This is a genomic window from Staphylococcus sp. HMSC14C01, assembly GCF_001808085.1.
GTDB classification, from domain to species: Bacteria; Bacillota; Bacilli; order Staphylococcales; family Staphylococcaceae; genus Staphylococcus; species Staphylococcus hominis.
In genome coordinates, this window is sequence record NZ_KV792040.1 from 67,611 (window position 1) to 84,833 (window position 17,223).

13 protein-coding genes, 1 other RNA gene and 1 pseudogene are annotated in these 17,223 nt (G+C 31.5%); 13 read left to right on the top strand and 2 right to left on the bottom strand.

Annotation, left to right across the window (positions count from 1 at the left end):
- Positions 1-186 precede the first annotated feature (186 nt).
- The 7 genes from HMPREF3131_RS07490 to HMPREF3131_RS07520 all read left to right on the top strand — a co-directional run bounded on the left by HMPREF3131_RS07490 (position 187) and on the right by HMPREF3131_RS07520 (position 8,378).
- Complete coding sequence (locus HMPREF3131_RS07490; RefSeq protein WP_017176166.1) at positions 187-2,376, top strand: RelA/SpoT family protein; 2,190 nt, start codon at positions 187-189, stop codon at positions 2,374-2,376.
- 15 nt (positions 2,377-2,391) lie between these two features.
- Positions 2,392-2,844 (top strand): D-aminoacyl-tRNA deacylase, encoded by a 453-nt coding sequence (gene dtd, locus HMPREF3131_RS07495; RefSeq protein ID WP_049382003.1) that lies wholly within the window; start codon positions 2,392-2,394, stop codon positions 2,842-2,844.
- The gene (locus HMPREF3131_RS07500; protein ID WP_049382004.1) at positions 2,841-3,716 is read left to right on the top strand and encodes an N-acetylmuramoyl-L-alanine amidase family protein; all 876 of its coding nucleotides are present in this window, start codon (positions 2,841-2,843) and stop codon (positions 3,714-3,716) included. Before dtd ends, HMPREF3131_RS07500 begins: the two co-directional genes overlap by 4 nt.
- Before the next feature lie 351 nt (positions 3,717-4,067).
- Complete coding sequence (gene hisS, locus HMPREF3131_RS07505; protein ID WP_019835425.1) at positions 4,068-5,345, top strand: histidine--tRNA ligase; 1,278 nt, start codon at positions 4,068-4,070, stop codon at positions 5,343-5,345.
- Complete coding sequence (aspS, locus tag HMPREF3131_RS07510) at positions 5,345-7,111, top strand: aspartate--tRNA ligase (RefSeq protein ID WP_070436596.1); 1,767 nt, start codon at positions 5,345-5,347, stop codon at positions 7,109-7,111. Before hisS ends, aspS begins: the two co-directional genes overlap by 1 nt.
- Before the next feature lie 212 nt (positions 7,112-7,323).
- A non-coding RNA gene (ssrS, locus tag HMPREF3131_RS07515) (6S RNA) lies at positions 7,324-7,514 on the top strand.
- Positions 7,515-7,601: 87 nt separating this feature from the next.
- A complete protein-coding gene (locus tag HMPREF3131_RS07520) occupies positions 7,602-8,378 on the top strand; it encodes a tRNA threonylcarbamoyladenosine dehydratase (protein ID WP_049382005.1) in 777 nt (258 codons plus the stop codon).
- A gap of 54 nt (positions 8,379-8,432) precedes the next feature.
- Here HMPREF3131_RS07520 and HMPREF3131_RS07525 read toward each other — a convergent pair whose 3' ends face one another.
- On the bottom strand, positions 8,433-9,701 hold the full coding sequence (locus tag HMPREF3131_RS07525; RefSeq protein WP_070436597.1) for a replication-associated recombination protein A: 1,269 nt from the start codon (positions 9,699-9,701) through the stop codon (positions 8,433-8,435).
- Between the two features lie 83 nt (positions 9,702-9,784).
- Between HMPREF3131_RS07525 and cymR the strand changes: the two genes are divergently transcribed.
- Both cymR and HMPREF3131_RS11195 read left to right on the top strand, forming a co-directional pair.
- Positions 9,785-10,207 (top strand): cysteine metabolism transcriptional regulator CymR, encoded by a 423-nt coding sequence (gene cymR, locus HMPREF3131_RS07530; RefSeq protein WP_002448977.1) that lies wholly within the window; start codon positions 9,785-9,787, stop codon positions 10,205-10,207.
- A 109-nt stretch (positions 10,208-10,316) separates the two neighbouring features.
- A complete protein-coding gene (locus tag HMPREF3131_RS11195) occupies positions 10,317-10,460 on the top strand; it encodes an SAS049 family protein (RefSeq protein WP_017176172.1) in 144 nt (47 codons plus the stop codon).
- A gap of 98 nt (positions 10,461-10,558) precedes the next feature.
- On the opposite strand, the gene HMPREF3131_RS07535 is transcribed toward HMPREF3131_RS11195, so the two are convergent.
- Entirely contained in the window at positions 10,559-11,563 is a 1,005-nt protein-coding gene (locus HMPREF3131_RS07535) for an LLM class flavin-dependent oxidoreductase (RefSeq protein ID WP_049382006.1), read from the bottom strand.
- Between the two features lie 199 nt (positions 11,564-11,762).
- Between HMPREF3131_RS07535 and HMPREF3131_RS07540 the strand changes: the two genes are divergently transcribed.
- The 4 genes and pseudogenes from HMPREF3131_RS07540 (at position 11,763) to HMPREF3131_RS07555 (ending at position 17,201) form a co-directional block, all read left to right on the top strand.
- Positions 11,763-12,902: a cysteine desulfurase family protein gene (locus HMPREF3131_RS07540; protein WP_070436598.1), complete on the top strand. Its 1,140-nt coding sequence runs from the start codon at positions 11,763-11,765 to the stop codon at positions 12,900-12,902.
- Positions 12,903-12,905: 3 nt separating this feature from the next.
- Positions 12,906-14,018, top strand: a complete 1,113-nt coding sequence (gene mnmA, locus HMPREF3131_RS07545) for a tRNA 2-thiouridine(34) synthase MnmA (protein ID WP_017176175.1) — start codon at positions 12,906-12,908, stop codon at positions 14,016-14,018.
- Positions 14,019-14,104: 86 nt separating this feature from the next.
- Positions 14,105-14,776 (top strand): tetratricopeptide repeat protein, encoded by a 672-nt coding sequence (locus HMPREF3131_RS07550; RefSeq protein WP_017176176.1) that lies wholly within the window; start codon positions 14,105-14,107, stop codon positions 14,774-14,776.
- Between the two features lies 1 nt (position 14,777).
- Positions 14,778-17,201: pseudogene (locus HMPREF3131_RS07555) on the top strand (ATP-dependent RecD-like DNA helicase).
- The last annotated feature ends 22 nt before the right edge of the window (positions 17,202-17,223 follow it).

Here is a 17,223-nt window from a genome sequence, read left to right on the forward strand (position 1 = left end):
ATTTAAACCAAAGTTAATCTTTTAGAGATTTTAATACTTTTGTTAAAATTACATTAATACTCACGCATCTTTAATTAATAGGAGTGGTACTCGGATTAATTAAGTAATGAAAAGAAATTTCTTGATTTTCAATGATTCGGTTATCGGTAGAGTATTTGAAATATTAAAAAGTCGGGGTGTCATATATTGAATAACGAGTATCCATATAGTGCTGATGAAGTACTAAATAAAGCTAAATCCTATTTATCAGCAGATGATTATCAATATGTTTTAAAAAGTTATCATATTGCTTATGAAGCACATCAAGGACAGTTTCGAAAAAATGGGCTACCTTATATCATGCATCCAATTCAAGTAGCAGGTATATTAACAGAAATGCGCTTAGATGGACCAACAATTGTAGCTGGCTTTTTACATGATGTGATAGAGGATACACCATATACATTTGAAGATGTAAAGAATATGTTTAATGAAGAAATTGCACGAATTGTAGATGGTGTAACTAAGTTAAAAAAAGTTAAATACCGTTCTAAAGAGGAACAACAAGCTGAAAATCATAGAAAGTTATTTATTGCGATAGCTAAGGATGTTCGTGTCATATTAGTTAAATTAGCTGACCGCTTACATAATATGAGAACGCTAAAAGCAATGGCTAGAGAAAAACAAATTCGTATTTCAAAAGAAACATTAGAAATCTATGCACCTTTAGCACATCGTCTAGGTATTAATACCATTAAATGGGAATTGGAAGATATTGCATTACGTTATATTGATAGTGTACAGTATTTTAGAATTGTTAATTTAATGAAGAAAAAACGTAGTGAACGTGAAGCATATATTCAAAATGCTATGGATAAAATTCAAACTGAAATGAATAAAATGAATATCCAAGGTGAAATAAGCGGTCGCCCTAAACATATTTACAGTATTTATCGTAAGATGGTAAAACAAAAAAAACAATTTGATCAAATATTTGATTTATTAGCTATACGAGTGATTGTGAATTCAATTAATGATTGTTATGCTATTTTAGGCTTGGTTCATACATTATGGAAACCGATGCCAGGTCGTTTTAAAGATTATATCGCTATGCCAAAGCAAAATATGTATCAATCATTACACACTACTGTTGTTGGACCTAATGGTGATCCTTTAGAGATTCAAATTCGAACATTTGAAATGCACGAAATTGCTGAGCATGGGGTGGCAGCGCATTGGGCATATAAAGAAGGTAAAACAATAAATTCTAAAACACAAGATTTCCAAAATAAACTTAACTGGTTAAAAGAACTTGCAGAAACTGACCATACATCTTCAGATGCACAAGAATTTATGGAATCACTTAAATATGATTTACAAAGTGATAAAGTATATGCGTTTACGCCTGCAAGTGATGTGATTGAATTACCTTATGGCGCAGTCCCTATTGATTTTGCTTATGCCATCCATAGCGAAGTGGGTAATAAAATGATTGGCGCAAAAGTCAATGGTAAAATTGTGCCTATTGATTATATGCTTAAGACAGGCGATATTATTGAAATTCGCACAAGTAAACATTCATACGGTCCAAGTAGAGATTGGTTGAAAATTGTTAAATCATCTGGAGCAAAAAGTAAGATAAAAAGTTTCTTTAAAAAGCAAGATCGTTCTTCTAATATAGAAAAAGGTAAATTTATGGTAGAAGCGGAAATTAAAGAACAAGGTTATCGAGTTGATGAGATTCTAACAGAAAAAAATATTGAAGTCGTTAACGAAAAATATCATTTTGCCAATGATGACGATTTATATGCTGCAGTAGGTTTTGGTGGTGTTACTGCTTTACAAGTAGTGAATAAATTAACGGAAAGACAGCGTATACAAGATAAACAAAAAGCATTAAATGAAGCACAAGAAGTCATTAAAACGTCACCAATTAAAGAAGATATCATTACTGATAGTGGGGTTTATGTCGAAGGATTAGAGAATGTTTTAATCAAATTATCTAAATGTTGTAATCCAATTCCTGGTGATGATATTGTTGGATATATCACTAAAGGACATGGTATTAAAGTTCATAGATCAGATTGCCCAAATATTAAAAATGAAAACGAGAGATTAATTAATGTCGAATGGGTTAAATCAAAAGATTCAACACAACGTTATCAAGTAGATTTAGAAGTCAATGCATATGATCGAAATGGGTTACTCAATGAAGTGATTCAAGCCGTAAATTCAACCGTAGGAAGTATTATTAAAATGAATGCACGATCTGATATTGACAAAAATGCAATTATTACAATTAGCGTTATGGTTAAAAATGTAAATGATGTATTTCGTGTAGTTGAAAAACTTAAACAATTGAGTGATATTTATACAGTTTCTAGAGTATGGAATTAAAAGAGGTGCTAAGATATGAAAATAGTTGTACAAAGAGTAAAACGAGCATCTGTCACTAATAAATCTATTCATAACCAAATTGAAAAAGGTTATTGTTTATTAGTAGGTGTTGGGAAAAATTCGACGGAATCTGATATAGAAGTATTAGCGAAGAAAATTATTAATGCACGTTTGTTTGAAGATGATAACGGAAAATTAAATTTAAATATTCAACAAATTAATGGTGCGATTTTATCTATTTCTCAATTTACACTTTATGCAGAAGTTAAAAAAGGTAATAGACCAGGTTTCTCACAATCCATGCGACCTGAAGATGCCAAAATATTATACGATAAGTTTAACTCTGAACTTCAAAAGTATGATATTGATGTTCAAACTGGTGAATTTGGGACAGATATGGAAGTAGAAATTATTAATGATGGTCCCGTAACGATTATATATGAAAGTCAGGATGGCAAAGTAATATGAATAAATTAGATACATGGTTAACCAAACATGATCTAAAAAATATGTTGACGTTAGTAGTAGTGTTATTATTTATTCTTTTTATAATATTAATATTTATGTTTATGAATCATAATGATCAAGATAGTAATAGACTAACAATAACAGAAGATGCTGAAATAAGAACAGGACCTAATGCAGGATATCCGGTGATATATAAAGTTGAAAAAGGAGATAGTTTTAAAAAATTAAAGACGTCAGGAAAATGGATTGAAGTCCAAAATGCTAAAGGAGATGAAAAAGGATGGGTTGCTGGTTGGCATACGAGTTTGAATATTAAAGCTGATGTCAGTAAACAGGAAAATCCTTTTAAGAATAAAACTGTGGTGCTTGATCCTGGTCATGGAGGGAGTGATCAGGGAGCCTCAAGTTCCACGGCTCTTAAATCTCTCGAAAAAAACTATACTTTGAAAACAGCACTTGAATTAAAACGTGCATTAGAAAAAGCAGGAGCGCATGTTAAATTGACGAGAACAGATGATAGTTATGTAAGCTTAGATAATAGAAAAGCGACAGGTGATGTATTTATAAGTATTCATAATGATTCATTAGATAGTCATAATGCTAATGGCGCTACTGTATATTGGTATCAAAATAGTCAAGAAACATTAGCAGAAGTATTAAATGCGAATATTCAAAAAAAGTCATTACTTTCTAATCGTGGTGTGCGTCAACAAAATTATCAAGTTTTAAGACAAACGAATAAACCAGCTGTGTTACTTGAATTGGGCTATATAAGTAATCCTACTGATGAAAAAATGATTAGAAATCAATTACATAGACAGGTTGTAGAAGAAGCGGTTGTAGATGGATTAAAACAATATTTTGCTTCATAATACTTGCAAACTTTTCCTAAAATCGGTATCATAATCAGTGAACTTTATAAATAATACCGTTTGTATTCTTGAAAAGACTAATGAAATAGTGAACAATCATATTGATTGTGAAGAGAAGTAATCCTAGGCTGAAAGATTACACTAGTACATTGGTATCTTTGAACACAAGAAAAGGTGCTTTGATAAAATAAAGCCGGTTTGCGTACGTTACGCGTGATGAGTGGAGAATATTTTTATTCTCAATTAGGGTGGCAACACGGCATATCGTCCCTTATATAGCATGAAGCTATATAAGGGACTTTTTTATTAAAGAAATTTAATAGTTAACAACAATTTAGAAGGAGTGATTGTATGATTAAGATTCCTAGAGGAACGCAAGATATTTTACCTCAAGAGTCTGCAAAATGGCGATATATTGAAAATAAATTAGATGAATTAATGAAATTATACAATTATAAAGAGATACGTACACCAATATTTGAAAGTACTGACTTATTTGCAAGAGGTGTAGGAGATTCTACTGATGTCGTTCAAAAAGAGATGTATACGTTTAAAGACAAAGGCGATAGAAGTATTACATTAAGACCTGAAGGAACTGCAGCAGTCGTGCGATCATATATTGAAAATAAAATGCAAGGTGAACCTAATCAACCTATTAAGCTCTACTATAACGGACCAATGTTTAGATACGAACGAAAACAAAAAGGACGTTATCGACAATTTAATCAATTTGGTGTAGAAGCAATAGGAGCAGAAAATCCAAGTATTGATGCAGAAGTATTAGCAATGGTAATGCATATATATGAATCATTTGGTTTAAAACATTTAAAGCTAGTGATTAATAGTATAGGAGATCAAGCATCTCGTAAAGAATATAACGAAGCATTAATTAAGCATTTTGAACCTGTCATTGATACATTCTGTAATGATTGTCAATCACGTTTGCATACAAATCCAATGAGAATCTTAGATTGTAAGGTTGATAGAGACAAAGAAGCAGTTAAACATGCTCCAAGAATTACAGATTACTTAAATGATGAATCAAAGGCATATTATGAAGCAGTTAAACATCATTTAGATCAACTAGGTATCAATTATGTTGAAGATCCTAATTTAGTGCGTGGGCTTGATTATTATACTCATACGGCATTTGAACTCATGATGGATAATCCGAATTATGACGGTGCTATTACTACACTATGTGGTGGAGGTCGTTATAATGGACTTCTTGAGTTATTAGATGGTCCTAAGCAAACAGGAATAGGTTTTGCCCTTAGTATTGAACGATTACTTCTTGCACTTGAAGAAGAAGACATAGAATTGAATGTGGATGAAGATTTCGATTTATTTGTCGTAACGATGGGTGAAAAAGCAGAACAATATAGCGTGAAACTTTTAAATGATTTAAGAAAACATGGCGTGAAAGCTGATAAAGATTACTTAAATCGAAAAATTAAGGGACAAATGAAACAAGCTGATCGTTTAAATGCTAAATATACGATTGTAATAGGTGACCAAGAGCTAGACAATAATAAAATTGATGTTAAAGAAATGTCTACTGGTGAAACAAAAACAATTCAATTAGATGAAGTAGTTAGTTTCTTTAATAAAGAAAAGGAGAATAAATAATGGGTAAAAGAACAACATATTGTGGTTTAGTAACTGAAGAATTATTAGGTCAGAAAGTAACACTAAAAGGTTGGGTTCATAACCGACGCGATTTAGGTGGCCTTATTTTTGTTGATTTACGTGATAGAGAGGGAATTGTACAAATTGTATTTAATCCAGATTTTTCAAAAGAAGCTCTATCTATTGCTGAAACTGTAAGATCAGAATATGTAGTCGAAGTTGAAGGTTCAGTAACTAAAAGAGACCCAGAAACAGTTAATCCAAAAATTAAAACAGGTCAAGTAGAAGTTCAAGTATCTAATATTCGTATAATTAATAAATCAGCGACGCCTCCATTTTCAATTAATGAAGAAAATCAAAGTGTTGATGAAAATATTCGTCTTAAATATCGCTATTTAGATTTAAGACGACCAGAATTAGCTCAAACATTTAAAATGAGACATCAAACGACTCGATCAATTCGTCAATACCTTGATAATAATGGTTTCTTTGATATTGAAACACCCGTATTAACAAAATCTACACCAGAAGGTGCGAGGGACTATTTAGTGCCATCTCGTGTACATGAAGGCGAATTTTACGCTTTACCACAATCACCACAGTTATTTAAACAATTATTGATGATTAGTGGTTTTGATAAATACTATCAAATTGTAAAATGTTTCCGTGATGAGGATTTACGTGCTGATCGTCAACCTGAATTCACACAAGTAGATATCGAAATGAGTTTTGTTGATCAAGAAGATATTATTCAAATGGGCGAGGAAATGCTTTCTAAAGTTGTAAAAGATGTAAAAGGTATTGATATCCAAACACCATTCCCTCGTATGACATATGATGAAGCAATGAAACGATATGGTTCTGATAAACCAGATACACGTTTTGGTATGGAATTGCAAGATGTGTCTCAATTAGGAAAAGAAATGGATTTCAAAGTGTTTAAAGATACTGTAGAACACGACGGAGAAGTTAAAGCAATCGTTGCTGAAGGTGCTGCAGATAACTATACACGTAAAGATATGGACGGATTAACAGAATTTGTAAATATCTATGGTGCTAAGGGTCTAGCTTGGGTGAAAGTTGTAGATGAAGGCTTAAGTGGTCCGATAGCAAGATTCTTTGAAGAAGAGAATGTTAACACATTAAAAGAATTAACAGGTGCTAAACCTGGAGATTTAGTAATGTTTGTTGCAGATAAGCCAAATGTTGTTGCACAAAGTTTAGGTGCACTTCGAATTAAAATTGCAAAAGAATTAAAATTAATTGATGAATCAAAATTAAACTTCTTATGGGTAACAGATTGGCCTTTATTAGAATATGATGAAGATGCTAAACGTTATGTTGCTGCGCATCATCCGTTTACATCACCTAAAGAAGAAGATATTGCTAAACTAGATTCTGAACCTGAAAAAGTTCAAGCAAATGCTTATGACGTTGTATTAAATGGATACGAATTAGGCGGTGGATCAATCAGAATATCTGATGGAGAATTACAAGAAAAAATGTTTGAAGTTTTAGGATTTACTAAAGAACAAGCTAGAGAGCAATTTGGTTTCTTATTAGATGCCTTTAAATACGGCGCACCACCACATGGAGGCATCGCTTTAGGTCTAGACAGACTAGTTATGTTACTCACAAATAGAACTAATTTACGTGATACTATCGCTTTCCCTAAAACTGCTTCTGCAACTTGCTTATTAACGGATGCACCAAGTGAAGTATCAGATAAACAATTAGAAGAATTATCATTAAGAATTCGTCATTAATCTTCATTTTTAAAATAGAATAATTTAGTGCTAAATTGGGACGGGAATTGAGTTTCTGTTCCAATTTTTATATACACTAACTTAAATTTTAAATAACAATAATTATATTATGTAAACTTATATATTTAAAAATATTTTAAAAATAAACATCCTCATACAATATTTAAGGATTTATTTAATAAGCTCTTTATGATAAAATATATCTATAAGATAGTCATCTGTGTTGTTCGTATGTTTGCTTTTTATTTGGGCCTAACACTTTTTGATCAGGGAGCCCAATAGGTTTTCTTGCAGCGCACACGCCTCATTTGGAGGACTTGCAAAACAAGAAACAGGGCACCCACCTGTATATAGCAGGCCGAATGATCAAGCTTTTTATAACTACGGCAACTACGGACTCTATCGGTACGTAAGGCTTTAGCCTTACGTATTTTTTTTTGCTTTTTTCTGTTAATATAGTATTAACATTTGCTAAGTAAAGGAGTTAATTATGAAACATCAATTTTCTAGAAATGAATTAGCCTATGGACAAGAAGGACTAGATTTACTAAAAAACAAGACAGTAGCGGTCTTAGGAGTAGGTGGAGTTGGTTCATTTGCTGCTGAAGCTTTAGCAAGAACTAACATTGGTCACATTATTCTTATTGATAAAGATGACGTAGATATCACTAATGTAAACCGTCAAATTCATGCATTAACTACTACCATAGGTCAAAGTAAAGTAACATTAATGGAAGAACGAATTAAACTCATCAATCCAGATTGTAAAGTTACATCTCTTCACATGTTTTATACTGAAGAGACATATGAAGACATTTTTAATAATTACGATATTGATTATTTTATCGATGCAAGTGACACGATTATATACAAAGTTCATTTAATGAAAGAATGCTTAGATAGAGGAATCAAGTTGATTTCAAGTATGGGCGCTGCGAATAAAATAGATCCCACACGTTTCAAAATTGCTGATATTTCAAAAACATATATGGATCCAATGGCAAAAATTATTCGCAACAAGTTGAAAAAACTTGGAATAAAAAAAGGCGTTCCTGTTGTTTTCTCAGATGAAAGTCCAATAGTTATTCGTGAAGATGTTAAGAAAACAGTTGGAGATGCAAATGCAATAAATCGAAAAGGTCAAATGCCTCCATCATCGAATGCATTTGTACCAAGCACAGTAGGTTTAATTTGTGCAAGTTATGTCGTAAATGATATTTTAAAAGACATTCCTGTACGTAGAATTAAAGATAAGGGTAATAACTAACAAAAACCTATGGAAGAGATGAAAGAGGTATTATCATCTTTTCCATAGGTTTTATTAGTTTTTATGATTTAAATTATCATACACTATTTTAAATTGTTGTTCACTTTTAGAAGTTGTTTTTGGTTCATAATATATTTTATTTTTTAAAGCGTCAGGTAAATATTGTTGTTTAATATAACCATTCTCATAATCATGGGGATATTTATAACCGATAGATCGGCCTAAGTCTTTTGCTCCTTGATAGTGACCATCACGTAGGTGTTTAGGTATTTGTTCAACTTTGCCTTTTCTGATGTCACTTAATGCACTATCAATTGCTTTTATAGCTGAATTAGACTTAGGAGATAGTGATAATTCAATTACTGCTTGACTTAGAGGAATTCGTGCTTCAGGCAATCCGAGTCGTTCAGCTGATTGAATAGCTGCTAGTGTTCTTTGACCAGCACTTGGAGAAGCTAAGCCAATGTCTTCATAACTAATAACGAGTAAACGTCGTACGATTGTTGGAAGATCACCTGCTTCAATTAATCTTGCTAAATAATGTAAAGCAGCATTAACGTCACTTCCACGAATAGACTTTTGAAATGCACTCATGACATCATAATGCATGTCGCCATCTTTATCACTGATAAAAGCACCTTTTTGTAAACAATCTTTAGCATCTTCTAAAGTAACATGACGTTGATTATTGGATACTTTAGCACTTAATACTGCTAATTCCAAAGCATTTAAAGCACTTCTTACATCACCATGACTTTGAGTTGAGAAATATTTTAGTGCATCTTCATCAATTTTGGGTTGATACGATTTTAAACCATTTTGATCATCATTTAATGCTCTAGTTAATGCTTGATATACATCCTTTTCATCAAGTGGATATAATTCAAAAATTTGTACACGTGAGCGAATCGCTGGATTAATTGCATGATAAGGGTTAGAAGTTGTAGCACCAATTAAAATGATTTTACCATTTTCTAAATGTGGTAATAAAAAATCCTGTTTTGCTTTATCTAAGCGGTGAATCTCATCTAATAATAAAATGACTTGTCCTGACATTTTAGCTTCTTCAACTATCATTTGCATATCTTTTTTTGTATTCGTTACTGCATTTAATTGTCTAAATTTATATTCAGTACTGCCAGCAATGGCTTTAGCAATACTAGTTTTTCCAATTCCAGGAGGTCCATAAAAAATCATAGAAGATAATTTTTTAGTTTCTACCATACGTCTTATAATGCCTCTTGGACCAACTAGATGTTGTTGTGAAATAATTTCATTTATATTTGTAGGCCTCATTCTTGAAGCTAAAGGTTCTGTATTCAATTTTTTCACACCTTTCTATTACTATATTAACTGAAAAAATGATAGAATGGGACTATATTATTCGAATTAAGTGAGGTAAAACTATGAAAATATCAACGAAAGGGAGATATGGGTTAACTTTAATGATTTCCCTAGCAAAAAGAGAGGGGCAAGGGTGTGTATCATTAAAAACAATTGCTGAAGAAAATCATTTAAGTGATTTATATTTAGAACAACTCGTGGGTCCTTTAAGAAATGCTGGATTAATTCGAAGTATTCGTGGCGCTAAGGGTGGATATCAATTAAGAGTCCCATCTGAAGAAATTTCAGCTGGCGATATTATTCGCTTATTAGAAGGACCTATTACTATTGTAGAAAGTATAGATTCTGAACCACCAGCACAAAAAGAATTATGGTTGCGAATGAGAGATGCTGTTAGAGAAGTTTTAGATAATACAACATTAAAATATTTAGCTGATTTTGTAGAATCAGATAACGATTTAGATGGTTATATGTTTTACATTTAAAAATTCAAATTTATTATGTTTAAAACTTTTTTGCTGTGGTATTGGATTAATATAAGTAAAAATTATTTATTAAAAATTAAATGCTTAAATTCGAAAGGAGAATTTCAACATGGGATTCATGGATAAAGCAAAAGATGCAGCAGAGAAATTTAAAAATAGCGATAACGAACAAGTAAATAAAGTAAAAGATAAAATTAATGAATATACTGGCGGAAATAATGACAGTAAAGACGACAAAAAAGACAATAAATAATTAAAATTGTGAGTGGTGATTTTGATCATCACTCTTTTTTTATGAAAAATTTAAAACCTGTTGACAATTTATTTATATTCAACAGGTTTTAATCAATATTATTTATTTAATTTTTGAATGACTCGTTTAAAACGCTCATATGATTCAAATTGTCTATCTTGGTCATAAATATAGCTTACGACCATTATTTCATCAATATCACCATATTCCTCTAAAAATGCTTCTAATTTAGCTTTCACTGTTTCTTCAGAACCAATAAGAGAATCATCAAATCTTTGTTTTGCCATTTCATACTCTCTAGGTGTTAAAAGACCTTTTAAATCATCAGTTGGTGGTTGAACTGGTTGCATTCTTCCTCGAGCAATACTAATGAATACTTGTGCTAAAGAACTAGCTAAATATTCTGCTTCTTTATCAGTTTCTGTCACTATAGCATTTAAACATACAATCATATATGGTTTATCTAATGCTTCAGATGGTTCAAATAAGTCGTGATAAATTTCAATTGCTTCTTTCATTTGCTGTGGTGCAAAATGACCTGCAAAAACATAGGGTAGACCTTTTCTAGCTGCTAAATGTGCAGAGTCAGTTGATGATCCGAGTATATACAACGGTACATTTTTATCTACTGCAGGATAAGCCCTTACATAAGCTTGTTTATTTCCTGGACCAAAATAAGTTTGTAATTGTTCTACTTCTTCAGGGAAAGCATACACACCATTATGTTGATCTCGTCTCAATGCACTTGCTGTCATCATATCAGTACCAGGTGCTCTACCTAATCCTAAATCTACACGATTGGGATAAATGGTTTCTAAGGTACCAAATTGCTCAGCAACAACTAAAGGTGCATGGTTTGGAAGCATGATGCCACCTGAACCAACTTTAATATTATGAGTATGTTCAAGCGTATGTTGTATTAACAATGATGTAGCTGAGCTTACTAAATTAGGTGCATTATGATGTTCTGCAATCCAATAACGCTCATAATCTAATTCATCTAATTTCTGAGCTAAAGCCACCATATCATTAATTGCATCTTTATCAGTTTGACCTTCTCGTATAGGAACTAAATTTAATGCAGAAAATTTTATATCAGACATAGACTATTTCTCCTTTTTATCTTTATTATCTAATAGTTTAACAACTTAAAACGATTACAGTTATTAAATTGCTCATACTTAAAATAATTATTGAAAGAAAAATAGTTAATATATTAATTCATAAACAAGAAGGTAGAAAATTTTAGAATGAGGTGCTATTATAGGAACATTGATAATATTGTGAGGAGTGTACTTAATAATGGAAGTATATGCAGATTATGCTGCAACTACACCAGTCAAACCAGAAGTTATAGAAGCAATGATGGATATATATCAATCGCACTACGGCAATCCATCTTCTATTCACACAGTAGGTAGAGATGCTAGACGTTATTTAGATGAATCTAGAAGAAATGTAGCTCAATTACTAGGTGCTAAACCAAGCGAAGTCATTTTTACTAGTGGTGCTACAGAATCAAATAATACTGCTATTAAAGGTTTAGTCTATGCTAATGAGCATTTAGGTAATCATATTATTACTACAAAAATTGAACATCATTCTGTATTACACGTATTCGAGCAACTAGAAAAAGAAGGATATGAAGTCACATATTTAGATGTAGATGATACAAGTAAAGTTGATTTGGATCAATTGGAAGAAGCCTTAACAGATGATACTATCTTAGTATCTATTATGTTTGTCAATAATGAAGTGGGCACAGTAGAACCTATTTACGATATCGAAAACATTGTTTCTAATTCAAATGCTCTATTACATGTGGATGCAGTCCAAGCAATTAGCCATTTAGATATTAAATTTAGTGAGTTTAATATTGATACCATGAGTATTACTGCTCATAAATTTGGTGGACCTAAAGGTGTAGGTATTTTATTAGTAAAAAACAATACACCAATCGAGTATTCTCAATTAGGCGGGGAACAAGAAACTAAACGCCGTGCTGGAACGGAAAGTGTTCCACAAATAGTTGGAATGACAAAAGCTCTAGAAATAGCTACTAAAAATCGAGATCAAAATAATATTCATTTAATGCAATTAAAAGAACTATTTTTAGTAAGTTTGCAAGAACGTGCAATTCCATTTGAAGTCAATGGTTCAATGGTAGAAACGACTGGCCATATACTTAATTTATATTTTCCATTTATAGATGTAGAAACAATGTTAACTTTATTGGATTTAGCAAATATTTATGTTTCGTCTGGTTCTGCATGTACAGCTGGCTCAACAACTCCGTCACATGTACTTGCTGCTATGTATGAAGATGAAGATCGTGCAAAACATTCAGTTAGATTTAGTTTTAATGAACTCACAACCGAACAAGATATAAAATATATTGTTGCTGAAATTCATAAAATATATCATAAATTTAAGGAGGAATAGAACTTGTCAAATAAAGATATACGTGTTGTAGTTGGTATGTCTGGAGGTGTAGATAGTTCAGTCACAGCATATCTTTTAAAGGAACAAGGATATGATGTCATTGGCATCTTCATGAAAAACTGGGACGACACAGATGAAAATGGTGTATGTACAGCTACAGAAGATTATAATGATGTCATAGCTGTATGTAATCAAATTGGTATACCATATTATGCTGTGAATTTTGAAAAAGAATATTGGGATAAAGTATTCACATATTTCTTAGATGAATATAAAAAAGGTCGTACCCCTAACCCAGACGTCATGTGTAATAAAGAAATTAAATTTAAAGCATTTTTAGAACATGCATTAAAATTAGGAGCCGATTATGTGGCTACTGGTCATTATGCACGAATCCGTCGACATGAAGATGGTCGCGTAGAAATGTTACGTGGGGTAGATGATAATAAGGATCAAACATACTTTTTAAATCAATTATCTCAAGAACAATTATCTAAAGTCATGTTTCCAATTGGAGACATAGAAAAAAAAGAAGTTCGTAAAATCGCTGAAGAACAAGACTTAGCAACAGCTAAGAAAAAAGATTCTACAGGTATTTGCTTTATTGGGGAACGTAATTTTAAATCATTCCTTTCTCAATATTTACCGGCACAATCTGGTGAAATGAGAACACTCAATGGTAAAAAAATGGGCATACACAGTGGTTTAATGTATTATACTATTGGCCAACGTCATGGACTAGGTATTGGTGGAGATGGAGATCCATGGTTTGTTGTTGGTAAAAATCTTGAAGATAATATTTTATATGTCGAGCAAGGCTTCCATCATGATGCATTATATAGTGATTATTTAATTGCTTCCGACGCATCATTTGTTAATCCAGTTGATTTAGAAAATGGATTTGAATGTACTGCTAAATTTAGATATCGTCAAAAAGACACTAAAGTATTTGTTCAAAAAGAAGATGAACAATCTATTCGAGTTACTTTCGACGAACCTGTTCGAGCTATTACACCAGGCCAAGCAGTGGTATTCTATAATGGAGAAGTTTGTTTAGGTGGCGCTACTATAGACGATGTATATAAAACAACAGGTCAACTTAGCTATGTTGTTTAATTTTTAGTAAACCGTTAACTCATTGTAAATGAGAATTAGCGGTTTCTTTTTAATTGCAAATTTATGTTAGAAATGGAGACATGGAAATGATTGAACAAGAAACAATATATCAGTGGATGAATAATGGTAATTATGAAGAAGCCATTAAAGCATTATTTAATAACATTGAAGAGAATCCTAACATTATTGAAAATTATATTAATGCTGGTATTATTTTAGCTGATGTTGGTGAGATTGAGAAAGCAGAAAGATTCTTCCAAAAAGCAATAACATTAGATGACAAAAATGGTGCTGTTTACTATAATTTAGCTAATCTATATTATGAACAATCTCGTTTTCAAGAAGCAATAAAACTTTATCAACGAGCTTTAAAGTATAATATGAATCCCATTGATACTAATTATATGATTGGTATGTCTTTTAGCCAACTAGATGCGCAAAGAGAAGCATTACCCTTTTTTATGACTGCTGCTGAATTAGATCAAACTTTGGACACAGAAGTTCAATTTCAATATGGTTTAACCTTATGTCATTTAGAAATGTTTCAAGAAGCCATTAAGCAATTAAACTATGTTTTATCTATTAATCCTAATCACGTAGATGCATTATATAATTTAGGTCTGGCAACGTATATGGAAACTGAGGATGCTGATGAAGCAATTCAGTATTTTGATAAAGCAATTCAAATTGATCCTAAACATTTATTAAGTCAGCATGCTAAACAAACATTTAAATCTCTAAAAAATGAGGAGGAATAATATGTCAAACCCTACACTATTTGATTACTCAATGGTTAAAGGAACAGTTGATACCATTCTATTTCAAAATAAAGATAACTTTTATACTGTTTTAAAAGTAGATTCCATTGAAACTAATGAATCATTTGATAATCTGCCTACAGTTGTAGGGTTTTTTCCTAATATTGTTGAAGGAGATGTCTATACGTTTAAAGGACAAATTGTTCAACATCCTCGTTATGGTAAACAACTTAAAGCTGAAACATTTGAAAAAGAACTGCCTCAAACTAAAGATGCCATAATAAGTTATTTATCTAGTGATTTATTTAAAGGTATTGGTAAAAAGACTGCTCAGAATATTGTAAATACATTAGGAGAAAATGCAATAAATGATATTTTAACTGATCCTTCTGTTCTCGAAAACGTTCCTAGTTTAGCAAAATCGAAACAAAAACAGATTGCAGAACAAATTAGTGCAAATCAAGAGTCAGAAAAAATAATGATTCGCTTACATGACTTAGGTTTTGGTCCAAAATTATCCATGGCGATTTATCAATTTTATCAATCAGAGACTTTAAAAATTCTAGAAAACAATCCATACCAATTAGTTTATGATGTAAAAGGTATTGGTTTTCAAAAAGCTGATACATTAGCTAGAAATAATGGTATTGCTTATAACGATTCAGAACGTTTAAAAGCTGGGTTATTATATACTCTTGAAGAAGAATGTATAAAACAGGGACATACTTATTTAGATGAAAATGCTGTATTAGAAATTACAGAAGATATGCTTTCAGATAAGCATTTAGATGAAACAATTGAACAAGAACAATTAAAACATGTGCTACAAACACTTTTTGAAGAAAAGAAAATTATTTTAGAGAATAGTCATGTTGCGATTCCAAGTTTATACTATTCAGAACTTAAAAGTGTTCAAAATTTGTATCGTATCAACACATACAAAAATCACTTTAAAATAATAGAGCAATCAGATTTACAGATACATATTGGTGAAATAGAAGATCAAAATAATGTTAATTATGCTAAATCACAACAAGAAGCACTTGAAACGGCGATGAATTCGAAAATAATGTTACTAACTGGAGGTCCAGGAACAGGTAAAACAACTGTTATTAAAGGGATTGTAGAATTGTATGCTGAAATTCATGGTCTATCTCTTAAGTATTCCGATTATCAAGAAGATGATTATCCAATCGTATTAGCCGCCCCAACTGGAAGGGCATCAAAACGTTTACAAGAATCAACTGGATTAGAAGCAATGACGATTCATCGATTAATAGGATGGAATCAAGATACTCAACCAGAAGATATTCTTGAAAATGAAATTAAAGCTAAGCTCATTATAATTGATGAAATGTCAATGGTTGATTCTTGGTTGTTCCATCAATTTTTAAGTGCCGTTCCACTAGATGCACAAATTATTCTAGTAGGCGATGAAGATCAATTGCCGTCTGTCGGTCCTGGCCAAGTATTTAAGGATTTAATTGAGTCTAAAGCATTTCCAAGAGTTAATTTAACTTAAGTTTATCGCCAACAAGATGGTTCTAGTATTATTGACTTAGCTCATCGCATGAAACATCATGAGTCAATAGATATTACAAAACGTTATCACGATAGAAGTTTTATTCATTGCAATGTAGAACAAATTCCAACCGTAGTGGAGAAAGTAGTATCTAGCGCTGTAAATAAAGGATATGATATGAGTGATATTCAAGTTTTAGCACCTATGTACAAAGGAAGTGCAGGGATAAAAAGACTTAATCAAGTATTACAAAATATTTTAAATCCTAAAGAAAAAGATACAAGAGAAATAGAGTTTGGCGATATAAAGTTTAGAAAAGGAGACAAAGTTTTACAACTAGTTAATCGACCAAATGACAATATTTTTAATGGTGATATTGGCGTCATAGTAGGTATATTTTGGGCTAAAGAAAATGCACTTAATAAAGATGTACTGATTGTCGATTTTGAAGGAAATGAAATTACATTTACTAGACAAGATTTATTAGAACTCACACATGCTTATTGTACCTCAATCCATAAATCACAAGGATCAGAATTCCCAATTGTTATTATGCCTATTGTCAAACAATATTTTAGAATGTTGCAAAGACCTATTTTATATACAGGTCTGACACGTGCAAAACAATCTTTAGTACTATTAGGAGATCCAAAAGCATTTGACATTGCCTTAAATACTCAAGGTCAAGAAAGACATACACAATTAAAAACACTAATTATAAATTATTTTGGTATGAGTCAGGTTAATATAGACGTAGAAGAGAATGATGAACCGATAAATATAGATGGTACAGAGGATAATAATGCAGATGAACACATTACTTTAAGTGAAGAAACAATTTATCAAATTAATCCAATGATTAATATGGGAAATGTTTCACCTTACGACTTTGTTGAACATTGACAATTTAAATAAAAATACTTAA